Annotated in this window: 16 protein-coding genes and 1 pseudogene; 14 read left to right on the top strand and 3 right to left on the bottom strand. The window is 73.3% G+C overall.

Annotation, left to right across the window (positions count from 1 at the left end; all coding sequences use genetic code 11):
- Positions 1–107: 107 nt before the first annotated feature.
- From glmS to ACNTMW_RS08930, 12 genes and pseudogenes are all read left to right on the top strand, one after another.
- Positions 108–1979 carry a glutamine--fructose-6-phosphate transaminase (isomerizing) gene (gene glmS, locus ACNTMW_RS08875; protein ID WP_426632939.1) on the top strand — a complete coding sequence of 624 codons (1872 nt, stop codon included), beginning with the start codon at positions 108–110 and terminating at the stop codon, positions 1977–1979.
- Between the two features lie 81 nt (positions 1980–2060).
- Complete coding sequence (locus tag ACNTMW_RS08880) at positions 2061–2453, top strand: holo-ACP synthase (protein ID WP_426632940.1); 393 nt, start codon at positions 2061–2063, stop codon at positions 2451–2453.
- Positions 2450–3922: an NAD(P)H-hydrate dehydratase gene (locus tag ACNTMW_RS08885; RefSeq protein ID WP_426632941.1), complete on the top strand. Its 1473-nt coding sequence runs from the start codon at positions 2450–2452 to the stop codon at positions 3920–3922. Before ACNTMW_RS08880 ends, ACNTMW_RS08885 begins: the two co-directional genes overlap by 4 nt.
- A gap of 157 nt (positions 3923–4079) precedes the next feature.
- On the top strand, positions 4080–4835 hold the full coding sequence (locus tag ACNTMW_RS08890; protein ID WP_426632942.1) for a hypothetical protein: 756 nt from the start codon (positions 4080–4082) through the stop codon (positions 4833–4835).
- Between the two features lie 52 nt (positions 4836–4887).
- Positions 4888–6015 (top strand): alanine racemase, encoded by a 1128-nt coding sequence (gene alr, locus ACNTMW_RS08895; RefSeq protein ID WP_426632943.1) that lies wholly within the window; start codon positions 4888–4890, stop codon positions 6013–6015.
- Positions 6008–7066 carry an alpha/beta fold hydrolase gene (locus ACNTMW_RS08900; RefSeq protein WP_426632944.1) on the top strand — a complete coding sequence of 353 codons (1059 nt, stop codon included), beginning with the start codon at positions 6008–6010 and terminating at the stop codon, positions 7064–7066. The genes alr and ACNTMW_RS08900 overlap by 8 nt, the downstream gene beginning before the upstream one ends.
- Positions 7063–7554 carry a tRNA (adenosine(37)-N6)-threonylcarbamoyltransferase complex ATPase subunit type 1 TsaE gene (tsaE, locus tag ACNTMW_RS08905; RefSeq protein ID WP_426632945.1) on the top strand — a complete coding sequence of 164 codons (492 nt, stop codon included), beginning with the start codon at positions 7063–7065 and terminating at the stop codon, positions 7552–7554. Before ACNTMW_RS08900 ends, tsaE begins: the two co-directional genes overlap by 4 nt.
- A gap of 47 nt (positions 7555–7601) precedes the next feature.
- Entirely contained in the window at positions 7602–8264 is a 663-nt protein-coding gene (gene tsaB / locus ACNTMW_RS08910) for a tRNA (adenosine(37)-N6)-threonylcarbamoyltransferase complex dimerization subunit type 1 TsaB (protein ID WP_426632946.1), read from the top strand.
- Positions 8261–8707: pseudogene (gene rimI / locus ACNTMW_RS08915) on the top strand (ribosomal protein S18-alanine N-acetyltransferase); the annotation flags it as partial. The gene tsaB and the pseudogene rimI, both read left to right, overlap by 4 nt.
- A 92-nt stretch (positions 8708–8799) precedes the next feature.
- Complete coding sequence (tsaD, locus tag ACNTMW_RS08920; protein WP_426632947.1) at positions 8800–9846, top strand: tRNA (adenosine(37)-N6)-threonylcarbamoyltransferase complex transferase subunit TsaD; 1047 nt, start codon at positions 8800–8802, stop codon at positions 9844–9846.
- A 62-nt stretch (positions 9847–9908) separates the two neighbouring features.
- Positions 9909–10163: a hypothetical protein gene (locus ACNTMW_RS08925; protein WP_426632948.1), complete on the top strand. Its 255-nt coding sequence runs from the start codon at positions 9909–9911 to the stop codon at positions 10161–10163.
- A gap of 386 nt (positions 10164–10549) precedes the next feature.
- Positions 10550–10681: a hypothetical protein gene (locus ACNTMW_RS08930; RefSeq protein WP_426633170.1), complete on the top strand. Its 132-nt coding sequence runs from the start codon at positions 10550–10552 to the stop codon at positions 10679–10681.
- Positions 10682–10753: 72 nt separating this feature from the next.
- On the opposite strand, the gene ybaK is transcribed toward ACNTMW_RS08930, so the two are convergent.
- The gene (gene ybaK / locus ACNTMW_RS08935) at positions 10754–11233 is read right to left on the bottom strand and encodes a Cys-tRNA(Pro) deacylase (protein ID WP_426632949.1); all 480 of its coding nucleotides are present in this window, start codon (positions 11231–11233) and stop codon (positions 10754–10756) included.
- 115 nt (positions 11234–11348) lie between these two features.
- Between ybaK and ACNTMW_RS08940 the strand changes: the two genes are divergently transcribed.
- Positions 11349–11648 (top strand): hypothetical protein, encoded by a 300-nt coding sequence (locus tag ACNTMW_RS08940; protein ID WP_426632950.1) that lies wholly within the window; start codon positions 11349–11351, stop codon positions 11646–11648.
- A gap of 100 nt (positions 11649–11748) precedes the next feature.
- Here the strand turns inward: ACNTMW_RS08940 and ACNTMW_RS08945 are convergent, their stop codons facing one another.
- Positions 11749–12927 (bottom strand): class I SAM-dependent methyltransferase, encoded by a 1179-nt coding sequence (locus ACNTMW_RS08945; protein WP_426632951.1) that lies wholly within the window; start codon positions 12925–12927, stop codon positions 11749–11751.
- Between the two features lie 195 nt (positions 12928–13122).
- Positions 13123–13320: a DUF1918 domain-containing protein gene (locus tag ACNTMW_RS08950; RefSeq protein ID WP_426632952.1), complete on the bottom strand. Its 198-nt coding sequence runs from the start codon at positions 13318–13320 to the stop codon at positions 13123–13125.
- A 442-nt stretch (positions 13321–13762) separates the two neighbouring features.
- Here ACNTMW_RS08950 and groES point away from each other — a divergent pair, with 442 nt between their 5' ends.
- Positions 13763–14077 (top strand): co-chaperone GroES, encoded by a 315-nt coding sequence (gene groES, locus ACNTMW_RS08955; protein WP_168116236.1) that lies wholly within the window; start codon positions 13763–13765, stop codon positions 14075–14077.
- Positions 14078–14085: the final 8 nt, after the last annotated feature.

Here is a 14085-nt window from a genome sequence, read left to right on the forward strand (position 1 = left end):
CGACCCGACGGTGTACGCCCGCCGGCCGCAAATTGCGCAACACGTATGATTGAAAGCGGCTGTTTCGCTCATGTACTTTGCGCGGAACCCTGCTAGTGTCTTCGACCATGTGCGGGATCGTGGGTTACGCCGGCAGTCGACCGGCGCTGGGAATCGTCCTCGACGGACTGCGCCGTCTGGAGTACCGCGGCTACGACTCGGCCGGGGTCGCCGTCGTCAACGGTGAGCTGCTGACCGAGAAGCGCGCGGGCAAGCTGTCCAACCTGGAGAAGGCGCTGGCCGACGACGCCGTCGCCGGCCTCGACGAGGGCACCACGGGCATCGGGCACACCCGGTGGGCCACGCACGGCGGCCCCACCGACCGCAACGCGCATCCCCACCGCTCGCACGACGGCCGGGTGGCGGTCATCCACAACGGCATCATCGAGAACTTCGGCCGGCTGCGCGCCGAGCTGGAGGCGCGCGGCGTCGAGTTCGCCAGCGAGACCGACACCGAGTGCGTGGCCCACCTGCTCGCCGAGGAACTGGCCACGGTGGATGGCCCGACGCCGCCGGCGCGGCTGGCCGAGGCCATGCGCCGGGTCTGCCGGCGGCTCGAAGGAGCGTTCACGCTGCTCGCCGTCGACGTGCAGGCCCCGGGCGCGGTGGTCGGCGCCCGCCGCAACTCGCCGCTGGTGGTCGGCCGCGGCGCCGGCGAGAACTACCTCGCCAGCGACGTCAGCGCGTTCATCGAGCACACCCGCGAGGCGATCGAGCTGGGTCAGGACCAGGTCGTCCTGATCACCACCGAGGCGATCGAGATCACCGACTTCGACGGTAACGCCGCCGAGGGGCGCGACTACCACATCGACTGGGACGCCAAGGCCGCCGAGAAGGGCGGCTACGACTACTTCATGCTCAAGGAGATCGCCGAGCAGCCCCAGGCGATCGCCGACACGCTGCGCGGCCGGCTGTCGGATACCGGCGAGATCACCCTGGACGAGGTGCGCCTGAGCGACCAGGACCTGCGCGACGTCGACAAGGTCTTCATCGTCGGCTGTGGCACCGCGTACCACGCCGGCCTGGTCGCCAAGTACGCCATCGAGCACTGGACGCGCATCCCGTGCGAGGTGGAGCTGGCCAGCGAGTTCCGCTACCGCGACCCGGTGCTGGACCGGTCCACGCTGGTCGTGGCGATCTCGCAGTCCGGCGAGACCATGGACACGCTGATGGCGCTGCGCCACGCCAAGGAGCAGAAGGCGCGGGTCCTGGCGATCTGCAACACCAACGGCTCGACCATCCCGCGCGAGTCCGACGCGGTGCTCTACACCCACGGCGGGCCGGAGATCGCGGTCGCGTCCACCAAGGCGTTCCTCACCCAGCTCGCCGCGTGCTACCTGGTCGGCCTGCACCTGGCTCAGGTGCGCGGCGTGATGTACGCCGACGAGGTGGCCGCCGTCGTCGACCAGCTGCGCGACACGCCGTCCAAGGTGGACCGGGTGCTGGAGCAGATGGAGCCGGTCCGGGCGCTGTCGCGCGACCTGGCCAGCGCCCGCTCGGTGCTGTTCATCGGCCGGCACGTCGGGTTCCCGGTGGCCCTGGAGGGTGCGCTCAAGCTCAAGGAGCTGGCGTACATGCACGCCGAGGGGTTCGCCGCCGGTGAGCTCAAGCACGGCCCGATCGCGCTGATCGAGCAGGGTACGCCGGTCGTGTGCATCGTCCCGTCGGCCCGTGGCCGGGGCGTGCTGCGCGACAAGGTCATCTCGAACATCCAGGAGGTACGCGCCCGCGGCGCCCGTACCGTTGTGATCGCCGAAGCCGGCGACGACGCGGTGGCCGCGTACGCCGACCACCTGATCGTCGTCCCGCCGACGCCTACGCTGCTCGCGCCGCTGGTCACGACGGTGCCGCTACAGGTGCTGGCGTGCGAGATCGCCACCGCCCGGGGCCACGACGTGGACCAGCCCCGCAACCTGGCCAAGTCGGTGACGGTCGAGTAGCTCTCGCCGATCTTGGACACGTGGACCGCCTGTGGCCGGCCCACGTGTCCAAGATCTCCGGCATCGTGTCAGGGTGTACCTGTGATCGTCGCTGTCGGCATCGACGTCGTCCTCGTGGAGCGGTTCGCCCGGGCTCTGGCCCGTACGCCACTGCTCGCGGACCGGCTCTTCACCCAGGCCGAGCTGAAGACCGCGTCCGGCAACCCCCGCTCGCCGGAGTCCCTCGCCGCCCGGTTCGCGGCCAAGGAGGCGGTCGCGAAGGCGCTGGGCGCACCTGCGGGCCTGCACTGGCACGACTGCGAGGTGGTCAGTGACCCGGACGGGCGGCCGTGGCTGACCGTCTCGGGCACGGTGGCCGCCGAGGCCAGGAAGCGGGGCGTGACCCGCTGGCACCTGTCGCTGTCCCACGACGGGGGTATCGCCTCGGCCATGGTGGTCGCCGAGCACCTACCGGACCAGGGAGGAGCCGAATGAGGCCGGCCTGGCGGGTGGCGAGCGTCCGCGCCGCCGAGGAGGCGCTGATGGCGACCCTGCCGGCGGGCACGCTGATGCGGCGCGCCGCCGCGGGGCTGGCCCGCCGCTGCGGTGTGCTGCTCCGCGACCGGTACGGCAGCGGGTACGGCCGGCGGGTACTGCTGCTCGTCGGCGCCGGCAACAACGGCGGGGACGCCCTGTACGCGGGTGCCGACCTGGCCCGCCGGGGTGTGGCGGTGAGCGCGCTGCTGCTCAACCCGGAGCGGGCCCACGCCGGCGGCCTGGCGGCGCTGACCGCGGCCGGCGGCCGCACCTGCGACGCCGTCCCGGCCACCGTGGACCTCGTGGTCGACGGGATCCTGGGCATCGGCGGGCGGGGCGCGTTGCGCGAGGACGCGGCCGACCTGGTGGCGCGCGCCACGGCCGCGCGCGGTACGGACGGCGACCGTCCCACCGTGGTCGCCGTGGATCTGCCCTCCGGCGTCGACGCGGACACCGGGGCGGTTCCCGGCGCGGCGGTGACCGCCGACGTCACCGTCACGTTCGGGGTGCTCAAGCCCGGCCTGTTGATCGGCGCGGGCGCCGTGCACAGCGGGCTGGTCGACCTGGTCGACATCGGGCTCGGACCGTGGCTGACCGACGAGCCGGCCGTGCGCATGCCCGACCTCGAGGACGTCGCCGGGTGGTGGCCGCAGCCGAGGCCGGGTGACGACAAGTACACCCGGGGCGTGATCGGCGTGGCCACGGGCTCGGCGACGTACCCCGGGGCGGCGCTGCTGTCGACGGCCGGTGCGCTGGCCGGGCCGGCCGGCATGGTCCGGTACGCGGGTGCGGCCGTCGACGCGGTCCGCGACCGGTATCCGTCGGTCATCCCGACCGGACGGGTGGCCGATGCCGGCCGGGTACAGGCCTGGACATGCGGGTGCGGGCTGGGCACCGACGACCGGGCGGCGGGCGAGCTGCGGGCGGTCCTGGACGCGCCGGTACCGGCCTGCCTGGACGCGGACGCGCTCACGTTGCTGGCGGGCTCCGGTGTGGACGTGCTGCGTGGGCGGTCGGCCCCGGTCGTGGTGACCCCGCACGACCGGGAGTTCGCGCGGCTGGCCGGCGCCGAGCCGGGCGATGACCGGGTGACGGCGGCGCTGCGGTTCGCCGCGCGTACCGGCGTCGTCGTCCTGCTCAAGGGCGACCGGACGATCGTGGGCACGCCGGACGGCCGGGCCTACGTCAACCCGACCGGCACCCCGGCGCTGGCGACGGCCGGTACCGGCGACGTCCTGGCCGGGCTGCTCGGCGCCCTGCTGGCGGCGGGTCTGCCGCCGGAGCGGGCGGCGGTGGCGGCGGCGTACGCGCACGGCCTGGCCGGCCGGTACGCCGCCGAGTCGGGGCCGGTGACGTCGGCCGACGTGGCCGAGGCGCTGCGGCCGGCCCTGGCGCGGGCCGGGATGTGGCGGAGTGACCGACCGTGAGCGGCCGGGGTGTGGCGGAGTAGGCGACCGCGGGACGGGGTGTGGCGGAACGCATAGCGAAGTCGGCGCCACCGGGTGATCCGGCGGGTTAGATAGATCATCTAGCATGCGATCTTCGTGCCCGGCGCTGCCGGGCGATCCACCCCGGAATCGAAGGATGACCATGCTTCGCAAGCTCGCCACCGGCGTGGCGCTGTCCGCTGCGCTCCTCGTCCCGCTGTCGGCCTGTTCGTCGGGTGGCGACAAGGAGAGCCCGGCCGCCGCCAAGCCGACCCCCTCGCCGTCGCCCAAGCCCGCTGAACTGCTGGCGGCTGCGGTGGCCAAGACCGCGGGCGTGAACGTCAAGCTCACGCTGGGCGACGCGACCGACAAGATCTCCGGTGTCTACGACGCCACCAAGAAGGTCGCCGCGCTGGACGGCGAGAGTGACGGGGAGACGATGCACCTCGTCAGCACCGACGGTGACCTGTACCTGGGCGGCCTGAAGGACCTCCAGGGCCATACCCTGCACCTGGTGATCGCCAAGATCCCGGCCGACCACGACCTGATCGTCGCGACCGACCCGATGTTCGGCCTCGCTCTGCTCACCGGTGCCGTCACGGTCGAATCGCCGAGCGCCAACTTCTTCCAGGGCACCCTGGATCTCAACAAGGTGACCGTCGCCACCCAGGGTGGCCGGAAGATGCTCGAGTCGGCGATCAGGTCCGGTGGCGCCAAAGCCGGCGCGGTGCAGTTCAACGCGAAGGTCGACGCGCAGGGGTACGTCTCGGAGTTCAACGTGACGCTGCCGGGCGTGGACTCGGGCAGTGACCTCGCGTACAACGGGACGCTATCCGACTTCGGCGCGCCCGTGACCGCCGAGGTGCCGACCACCAAGGTGACCGAGGCGCCGGACGCGATCTACCAGAAGTAGTCAAAGGTTCACCTACCGGGCATCGTCCGGAGGTATCGCTACTCTGGTCGGCATGTGGCAGGCGGAAGTACGCGTCGACCTGGACGCGATCCGGCACAACGTGGCTCTGCTCCGGAGCCGTACGTCGGCCGAGGTGATGGCGGTGGTCAAGGGCGACGGGTACGGCCACGGCATGGTGCCCGTCGCCCGGGCCGCGCTGGAGGCCGGCGCCACCTGGCTGGGGGCCTGCACGCTGGGCGAGGCGCTCGCGCTGCGGGCGGCCGGGATCACCGCACCGGTACTGGCCTGGTTGCTGGCTCCCGGGCTGCCGTTGCACGACGGCGTGGCGGCCGACATCGACCTGTCCGCCGCCACGCTGGACGACCTGGCCGAGCTGGTCGCGGCGGCCCGCCGGGCCGGCCGGCCGGCCCGGGTGCACCTCAAGATCGATACCGGCCTCAATCGGGGCGGTTCGACCCCCGTGGAGTGGCCGGCGCTGCTCGAGGCGGCGGCCAAGGCACAGGCCGACGGCGCGATCGAGGTGGTCGGCGTCTGGAGCCACTTCGCGCGCGCCGACGAGCCCGGCCACCCCTCCGTCGACGCCCAGCTGGAGCGGTTCGGCGACGCCCTGGCCGTGGCCGCGCGCTACGGGGTCAACCCCCGGGTCCGGCACTTCGCCAACTCGGCGGCCATCCTGACCCGCCCCGACGCGCACTTCGACGTCGTCCGGGCCGGCATCGCCATGTACGGGCTGTCGCCGATCCCGGATCGCGACTTCGGCCTGCGGCCGGCCATGACCGCGCGGGCGCGGGTCATGCAGACCAAGCGGGTCCCCGCCGGCTCCGGCGTTTCCTACGGCCACACCTACGTCACGCCGGCCGAGACGACGCTCGCGGTCGTCCCGTTCGGGTACGCCGACGGCGTCCCCCGCGCCGCCAGCGGCCGCGGCCCGGTCGCCGTGGGTGGGAAGGTGCACCCGATCGCCGGTCGGGTCTGCATGGACCAGGTCGTCGTCGACTGCGGCGACGACGAGGTGTCCGCGGGTGATCTCGCGGTGCTGTTCGGCCCCGGTGACGGCGGCGAACCGACCGCCGACGACTGGGCGCGCGCGTGCGACACCATCAACTACGAGATCGTAACGCGGTTCGGCAGCGCCCGGGTGCCGCGGCACTACGACGGGGAGCGGGGCAGGGTTGGTTAGGACGAAATCTGCCCGACGTGCGGGCTTCTTCGGCGCGATCGTCGGTGTGGCGGCGGCGGGCATCGCCGCCGGGGTCGCCGCGGAGCGGATGCTGGTACGGCGCTCGCAACGGGTGGACGACCCGTTCGTCGACGAGCCGTTCGGCGTCCTGCCGCACGACGACGAGCTGACGGTCACCACCCCGGACGGCGTCGACCTGCACGTGGAGCTGCTGAAGTCCGAGACCGGCCCGGACGACCTGACCGTGGTCTTCGTGCACGGCTTCTGTTTGGACATGGGCACGTTCCACTTCCAGCGGCGCGCCTTCTCCGGCCAGTACCGGATGGTCTTCTACGACCAGCCGGGGCACGGCCGGTCCGGGCGGCTGCGGGAGGGGGAGTACACCCTCGACGCGCTCGCCGCCGGCCTGGAGGCGGTGATCGAGGCGACCGCGCCGACCGGCCGCATCGTGCTCGTGGGCCACTCCATGGGCGGCATGACGATCATGGCGCTGGCCGACCGCGCGCCGCACCTGTTCGTCGACCGGGTGGCCGGGGTCGTCATGGTCTCCACCTCGGCCGGCAACCTCGACCAGGTGACCTTCGGCCTGCCGGAGGTGGTGGCGCGGTTCCGGCACCCGCTGATGCCGCTGGTCCGCAACGCCGGCAAGATCACCGTGGCGATGGTCGACCGGGCCCGCAAGGCCGGCACCGACCTGGCCTGGCTGCTGACCCGGCGGTACGGCTTCGGTACCGAGCGCCCCAGCCCGGCCCTGGTCTCCTACGTCGAGAAGATGAACTCGTCGACCTCGGCCGAGGTGATCGCCCGCTACCTGCGTACGCTCTACACGCATGCCCGTCTGCTCGCCCTCGCCGCCCTGCGCGACGTGCCGGTGCTCGTCGTCTGCGGCGACCTCGACGTGCTGACCCCGCTGGCGCACTCGCGGGAGATCTGCGAGGCGCTGCCCGACGCGGAGATGGTGGTCGTGGAGAACGGCGGGCACGTGGTACTGCTCGAGCATGCCGACGAGGTCAACGCGGCCATCGGTTCGTTTCTGCAGAGGGTGTCATGACAGCTGTACTGAGCACCGTCGACGACACGAGGGCCTTCGGGCAGGCGCTCGCGCGGCTGCTGCGCGCCGGGGACCTGGTCGTGCTGAACGGCCCGCTGGGCGCCGGCAAGACCGCGCTGGCCCAGGGCATCGGCGCCGGCCTCGGTGTCCGCGGTGAGATCACGTCGCCGACGTTCGTCATCGCCCGGGTGCACCGGCCCGACCCGGCCCGCGGCGGCCGGGTGCCGCTGGTGCACGTCGACGCGTACCGCCTCGGTGCCGTCCCGGACCCGCGGGCCGAGGTCGACGACCTCGACCTGGACGCGACCGTGGACGAGTCGGTGACCATCGTCGAGTGGGGCGAGGGGCTGGTCGAGCAGATGGTCGACGCGTACCTGGAGGTGCGCATCGACCGTCGCGACGACGAGTCGCGCGTGGTCGACCTGGTCGGGCACGGCGGTGACTGGGCGGCCCGGCTGGCGACCCTGCCGGCGGCGGCGTCCCGGTAACCGGAGTCGTTGCCCGGTGACCCATCGGAGCGGACTAGGGTTGCTGCGTGCTCGTAGTGGTGGTTGACTCGGCGACTCCCGCCGTCACCGCGGCCCTCGCCGCGTTGCGGCCCGACGGGGTCGAGATTCTCGCGCAGCGGGTGAGCGTCGACGCGCGTGCCCACGGCGAACTGCTCGCCCCGGCGGTCCGGGGCGTGCTCGGCGACGCCGGGGTCAAGCCCGGCGAACTGGCGGCTGTCGTCGCCGGACTCGGGCCCGGACCCTTCACCGGCCTGCGGGTCGGCCTGGTGACCGCGGCCGCGCTCGGTCACAGCCTCGCCATCCCGACCTACGGCGTCTGCTCACTCGACGCGCTGGGCTGGCGGCAGCCGGGCACGGTGCTGGCCGCCACCGACGCCCGTCGCAAGGAGTTGTACTGGGCGCTCTACGCCGACGGCGAGCGGATCACCGGTCCGGCCGTCGACCGGCCCGACGAGGTTGCCGGCCGCGCCGCCGCGGCGGGGGCCGAGCGGGTCGTCGGCGAGGGCGCGGAAAAGTACGACCTGGGCCTGCCGGCCGGCGAGCCGCGCTACCCGTCGCCCGAGGCGCTGGCCGCGCTGGCCGCCGACCGGGTCCGCGGGCGCGCCCCGGGCGAGCCGCTCACCCCGCTCTACCTGCGCCGCCCCGACGCGACGCTGCCCGGACAGCCGCGGAAGTCCGTACTCCAGTGACGATCGAGCGGCTGCGCTGGTGGCACATCGAACAGTTGCTGCCGATCGAGGCGGACCTGTTCGGCGAGGAGCGCTGGACGGCGTCGATGTTCTGGAACGAGCTCGCCGCGGGCCACCACTACCTCGTCGCGACCGACGAGGCCGGGGTCGCCGGGTACGCCGGACTGGCCGTCAACCCGCCCGACGAGGGCTGGGTGCAGAACATCGCGGTCCGCCGGGACGCCCAGCGCCGGGGCCTCGGGCGGGCGCTGCTGGAGGCGCTGCTCGCCGAGGCGCGGCGGCGTGGGGTGCAGCGGGTGCTCCTCGAGGTCGCCGTGGACAACGTCGCCGCGCAGAAGCTGTACGCCGGGTACGGATTCGAGGCGGTCGGCGTGCGCCGCGGGTACTACCAGCCGAGCAACACCGACGCGCTCGTGATGGCGCGCGAGCAGGCAGCAGAGGATTGCGGCATGGCGCGCGAGCAGGCAGCAGAGGATTTCCACGTGTCGCAGGAGCAGGCATCAGCAGAGTCCGGCACGTCCCGGGAGGAGCCGGTATGACATCCGAACCGCTGGTTCTGGGCATCGAGACGTCCTGCGACGAGACCGGGGTCGGGATCGTCCGGGGGCACACGCTGCTGGCCGACGCGGTCGCGTCCAGCGTCGACCAGCACGCCCGCTTCGGCGGGGTGGTGCCGGAGGTCGCCAGCCGCGCCCACCTCGAGGCGATGGTGCCGACCGTGCAGCGGGCACTCGACACCGCCGGTGTGACCCTCGCCGACGTCGACGCGATCGCCGTCACCGCCGGCCCCGGCCTCGCCGGTGCGCTGCTGGTCGGCGTCGCGGCGGCCAAGGCGTACGCGCTCGCCGCCGACAAGCCGCTGTACGGCGTCAACCACCTCGCCGCGCACGTGGCTGTCGACACCCTCGAACACGGCCCGTTGCCCGAGCCGGCCGTGGCGCTGCTGGTCTCGGGCGGGCACTCCAGCCTGCTCGTCGTCGACGACCTGGCCGCCGGTGTGACCCCGCTGGGCGCCACCATCGACGACGCGGCGGGGGAGGCGTTCGACAAGGTCGCCCGCCTGCTCGGGCTGCCGTTCCCGGGCGGGCCGCCGATCGACCGGGCCGCGCGCGAGGGAGACCCGGCCAGCATCAGCTTCCCGCGCGGCCTCACCGGCCCGCGCGACCTGGAGCACCACCGGTTCGACTTCTCGTTCTCCGGGTTGAAGACCGCCGTCGCCCGATGGGTGGAGGCCCGGCAGCGGGCCGGCGAACCGGTACCGGTGGCCGACGTGGCGGCCAGCTTCCAGGAGGCGGTCTGTGACGTGCTCGCGACGAAGGCGGTCGACGCCTGCCGCACCCACGGCGTGGGCACGCTCGTGATCGGCGGCGGGGTGGCGGCCAACTCGCGGCTGCGCGCGGTGGCCGAGGAGCGTGCGGCGAAGTACGGGATCACGGTCCGGGTACCGCGGCCGAAGCTGTGCACCGACAACGGCGCCATGGTCGCGGCGCTCGGTTCGCATCTCGTGGCCGCCGGCGCCCAACCGAGCGCGCTGGACCTGCCGGCCGACTCCGCGCTGCCGCTGGGCGTGGTGGCGGGGTAAGGTCCCTGGCCGTGGCGGCCGGGCGAGATCGCCGGCCGCCGGCGACGGGGGAGGGGAGTGCGGTGATCGTACGGATGTGGGAGGTGCGAGCCCACCCGGAGGGCTTCGCCGACCTGCTGTCCTGGGTGTGCGAGGCGGGCGTACCCGAGATCGAGAGCCGCCCGCTGCATGTCAGCACCGAGGTGTTCTCCTCGGCTGACGACCGGATCGTGGTGATCTCGAAGTGGCGCGGCGCTCCGGAGGAGCTGCCCGCGCCACCCGGTCACCTGGTCGCCCGACGCCCCCACTCGTGGGACTTCACGCCGGTCGACCGATAGGCGTACCGGGCCGTGCGGCTGCGGCGGTCAGTCGGGTCCGCCGGTCAGGCAGGCTGACCGGTCAGCCGCTTGGCCGCGGCCATGATGAGGGAGATCAGCAGGGCGCTGACGACCTGCACGGCAATCGCGGAAACTACCTCGGCCATCTGTACTCGTTCTCCTTGTTCGACGCCTTCGGCAGGTGAAGGGTTGACGCCTTCCGGCAGGTGAAACGTAGGGCTGTCGGGTAAACCCGAGGTGACTGTAGCGGGATATCACGGTGACGTCGGGTCGACCGGGCGAGGTGGTCACCCGTCCCGGTTCGTCCGCCCGAACAGTTCGTCCGCCTGAACAGGAGGAAAACCGAAAGCGGTGGGCGGGCGTACCCCCATAGGGTCAGGATCACCATGAAGACCCTCCCCGTCGTCGAGGACGGGCGCATCACCGAGCTGGGCAGCCACCGGGAGCTGATCGAGGCCGACGGCGCGTACGCCGCGCCGTGGCGCTCCTGGCACGGCACGGCGACCGTCTCTTCGTAGATCGTGGACACGTGACGGTGCGGCAGGCCCCCTGAGCGTCCACGGTCGCGGAGCGGGGGCTGGAGCGGGGGGCTACGGCGCGGCGATCGGCGCCACCGTGGCGCCGGTGAGCCGGACCAGGTCGGCCGGGGCCAGTTCGATCTCCAACCCGCGCCGGCCGGCGGACACGTACACCGTCCCGTGCTCCGACGCCGAGGCGTCGACGACGGTGGGCAGCCGCTTGCGCTGCCCCAGCGGGCTGATGCCGCCGCGCACGTACCCGGTCGCCCGCTCGGCCTGGGCCGGATCGGCCATGGCGGCGCGCTTGCCGCCAACGGCGGTGGCGAGTGCCTTGAGATCCAGTGCGCCGGTCACCGGTACGACGGCGACGGTCAGCGCCCCGTCGACGGTGGTGACCAGGGTCTTGAAGCACCGGGTGGGGTCGATGCCCAGGGCGGCGGCGGCCTCCGCCCCGTACGACTCGGCGCGGGGATCATGGTGATACGAGTGCACCTGGTGGGCGACCTTCTGCTTGCCGAGCAGCACGGTCGCCGGCGTACCCTGCCCTGCCACGACACGCAGGGTACCGGTCGGCGTCGGCACCGTCCGCAGCGGCGGGCGTCCGGGCGCCGGATGGCCCGGCCGGCCGCGATCACCTATCTTGGGGCCGACGATGGAGGTGTCCGCAATGACGGGGAGTCGCCGGGCGTACGCCTGGGTGCCGGCCTGCGTCCTCGCCGCGGTGGTGCTGCTGGCCGCCTGCGCGTGGGCCGGAGCGACGTCGGCGGTGCACCGGAGGGCCACGGCGACCGTGCACCGGACCGAGGCGCGCTGCAACCGGCCGGCGGTGACCACGGCCGGTCGGGGCGCGGCGGTGACCGGACAGGACCCGCCATCGGCAACGTGGCGCACCCGCACCTTCCGGGCCGGCGGCTGCGGTGCGCTGCGCCAGGTACGCGACCTGCGCCAGCACCGGACCCGGCACTGAACCCGCCACCGGACCCGGCACCGACGGTACGGTCCGGGCCGGCGGAGCCGGCGCGGTCGCGAGCGGCCGCGACAGAAACCGCGTGGCTCCGGGCGGGCCGTCAGGCCGGTGTGCACAGCAGCGCGGTCGGCGCTCCGGCCACCCGGGTGAGCACCACCGTCAGCTCACCGGCGCCGACCAGTTTGAGGTCGCGGCGCAGCCGCTCGATGTCGACGGCCGAGCCGCGCTTGGCGATCGTGACCCGGCCCACCCCCCGGGCCCGTAGCGCCGCACGCAGTCGCTTCACCGAGAACGGCAGGGCGTCCAGCACCTCCAGGCACCGCCCGTACGGGGTGGGCACCGGGTCGTCGGCGTAGACGTAGGCGATCGTCGGGTCGGCCAGCGTCCCCCGTACGGTCGCGGCGAACTCGGCGACGAGGTGCGCCCGGACGACGGCGCCGTCGGGGTCGTACAGGTAGCGGCGCACCGGGCCGACCGGTGCCTGTTCCTCGCCGCTCCCGGTCAGCTCGTGCTCCTGCCCGCCGCGCAGGACGGTCGCGCGCCGGGGTACCTCGGCCAGCGGACCGCACCAGAACGCGGCCTCGACCACCTCGCCCTGCACCGACACCCACTGGGCCTCGGCGCCGTCCGGGATGAGCGCGTGGTCGATACCGGGGGCGAGCTTGAGCACCGTCCGGGGCACCCGCCGGGCGAGGCCGGCGACGAAGTCCCATGGCGGGGAGTAATCGGTCGGGTCGAACACCCGTCGCCCGGTGGCGGTGCGCCGGGCCGGGTCGCAGAAGACCGCGTCCACCTCGTCGAGCGCGACGTCGCGGGCGTCCGCCGCGGTCACGGTGGCCCGGTCGGCCAGGCCGAGCGCGACCAGGTTCGCGCTCGCCACCGCGGCGGTCAGCGGGTCGGCGTCGACGGCGAGTACCCGCAGCCCGGCCCGGGCGAACGCGATCGCGTCGGCGCCGACACCGCAGCCGAGGTCGGCGACGGTACGGGCGCCGGACGCCGCCAGCCGGGCCGCGCGGCGGGCCGCCACCTCGGCGCGGGTCGCCTGCTCCAGCCCGGCCCTGGTGAAGAACATCCCGGCCGCGTCGGCGCCGAACTTCGTGCCGGCCCGGCGGCGCAGTACCGCCTGGGTCAGCGCGGCGGCGGCCAGGTCGGACGCGATCTCCCGGGACCGCAGCGCGGATGCCGCCGCGAGCGGGTCGAGGTCGGCGACCTCGGTGGCGGCGGCGAGCGCCCGCGCACCCTCGACGCTACGCAGGGTCGCCAGCTGGTCGGTGTCCATCGCGCCATTGTGGGCGACCACGAGGGCGGCGACGCCGGGCGGGCCGGTGCGGGGACGCCGGGCGGGCCGGTGCGGGGACGCCGGGCGGGCCGGTGCGGGGACGCCGGGCGGGCCGGTGCGGGGACGCCGGGCGGTCCGGACGCCGTATCGTCCGGGCCGCCCGGGAACGTCCGTTTCCGGACGGTGTTCCCGCCGTCAGGCGTTCTCGTTCTCGCGGGTCTCGACCACGCAGTCCGGGCCGGGGTAGAGCAGGCTCTCGTGCCCGTCCGGGAAGCGCACCAGATACGGCGGCGCGCCGTCCCGGCCGCGTACCTCGATGATTTCTCCGAGTCGGTCCTTGTCGCCGACCGTACGCCCGTGGACGTGCAGTCGGTCACCGACGGTTGCCCGCATGCAGATCACCTCCTCGTGTGGGTGGCTCCGATGACGTGGTGGTGCACTCGGGAGTGTGGCGCATGGTGCTCTACCCGAGGCCGGCGCACTTTGCACTACGCGGGACCGACCTGTCGTGACCGGATGCCGCCCCGTTACCCAATATGGCCTGCCGTCGGCCGGACGGCGACCGGTGTCACCGGCGGCGATGGAGTCGATACCGTCCGGGCTGATTAAGCGACGCCAGGATGGGCAGTCCCGCTGGGCGGTCATCCGCGGGTGTGTCGGCGTGAGTGTTCGTTGGCACTCTCCTTGACGGAGTGCTAGCTCTGGGAATAACCTCCGGTTAGCACTCTCACCCTGAGGGTGCCAAACACACAGGTGCCTAGCCCGGAGTTTCCGGCACCCGCGACGACGGAAGCGCCAGGCGGCAGGAGACACGAACCTAATACCCCAGGAGGGTATGCCCGTGACTACCGCGACGAAGGTTGCGATCAAGCCGCTCGAGGACCGCATTCTGGTCCAGGCGAACGAGGCCGAGACCACCACGGCGTCGGGCATCGTCATCCCCGACACCGCGAAGGAGAAGCCGCAGGAGGGCACCGTCCTCGCTGTGGGCCCGGGTCGCTTCGACGACAAGGGCAACCGGATCCCGGTCGACGTGAAGGTCGGCGACACGGTGATCTACTCCAAGTACGGAGGCACCGAGGTCAAGTGGGGCGGCGAGGAGTACCTGGTGCTCTCCGCCCGGGATGTCCTCGCGGTCATCGAGAAGTGACCCACTAA

Origin of the sequence: Planosporangium spinosum, assembly GCF_049999945.1 — a bacterium.
Lineage (GTDB): Bacteria > Actinomycetota > Actinomycetes > Mycobacteriales > Micromonosporaceae > Planosporangium > Planosporangium spinosum.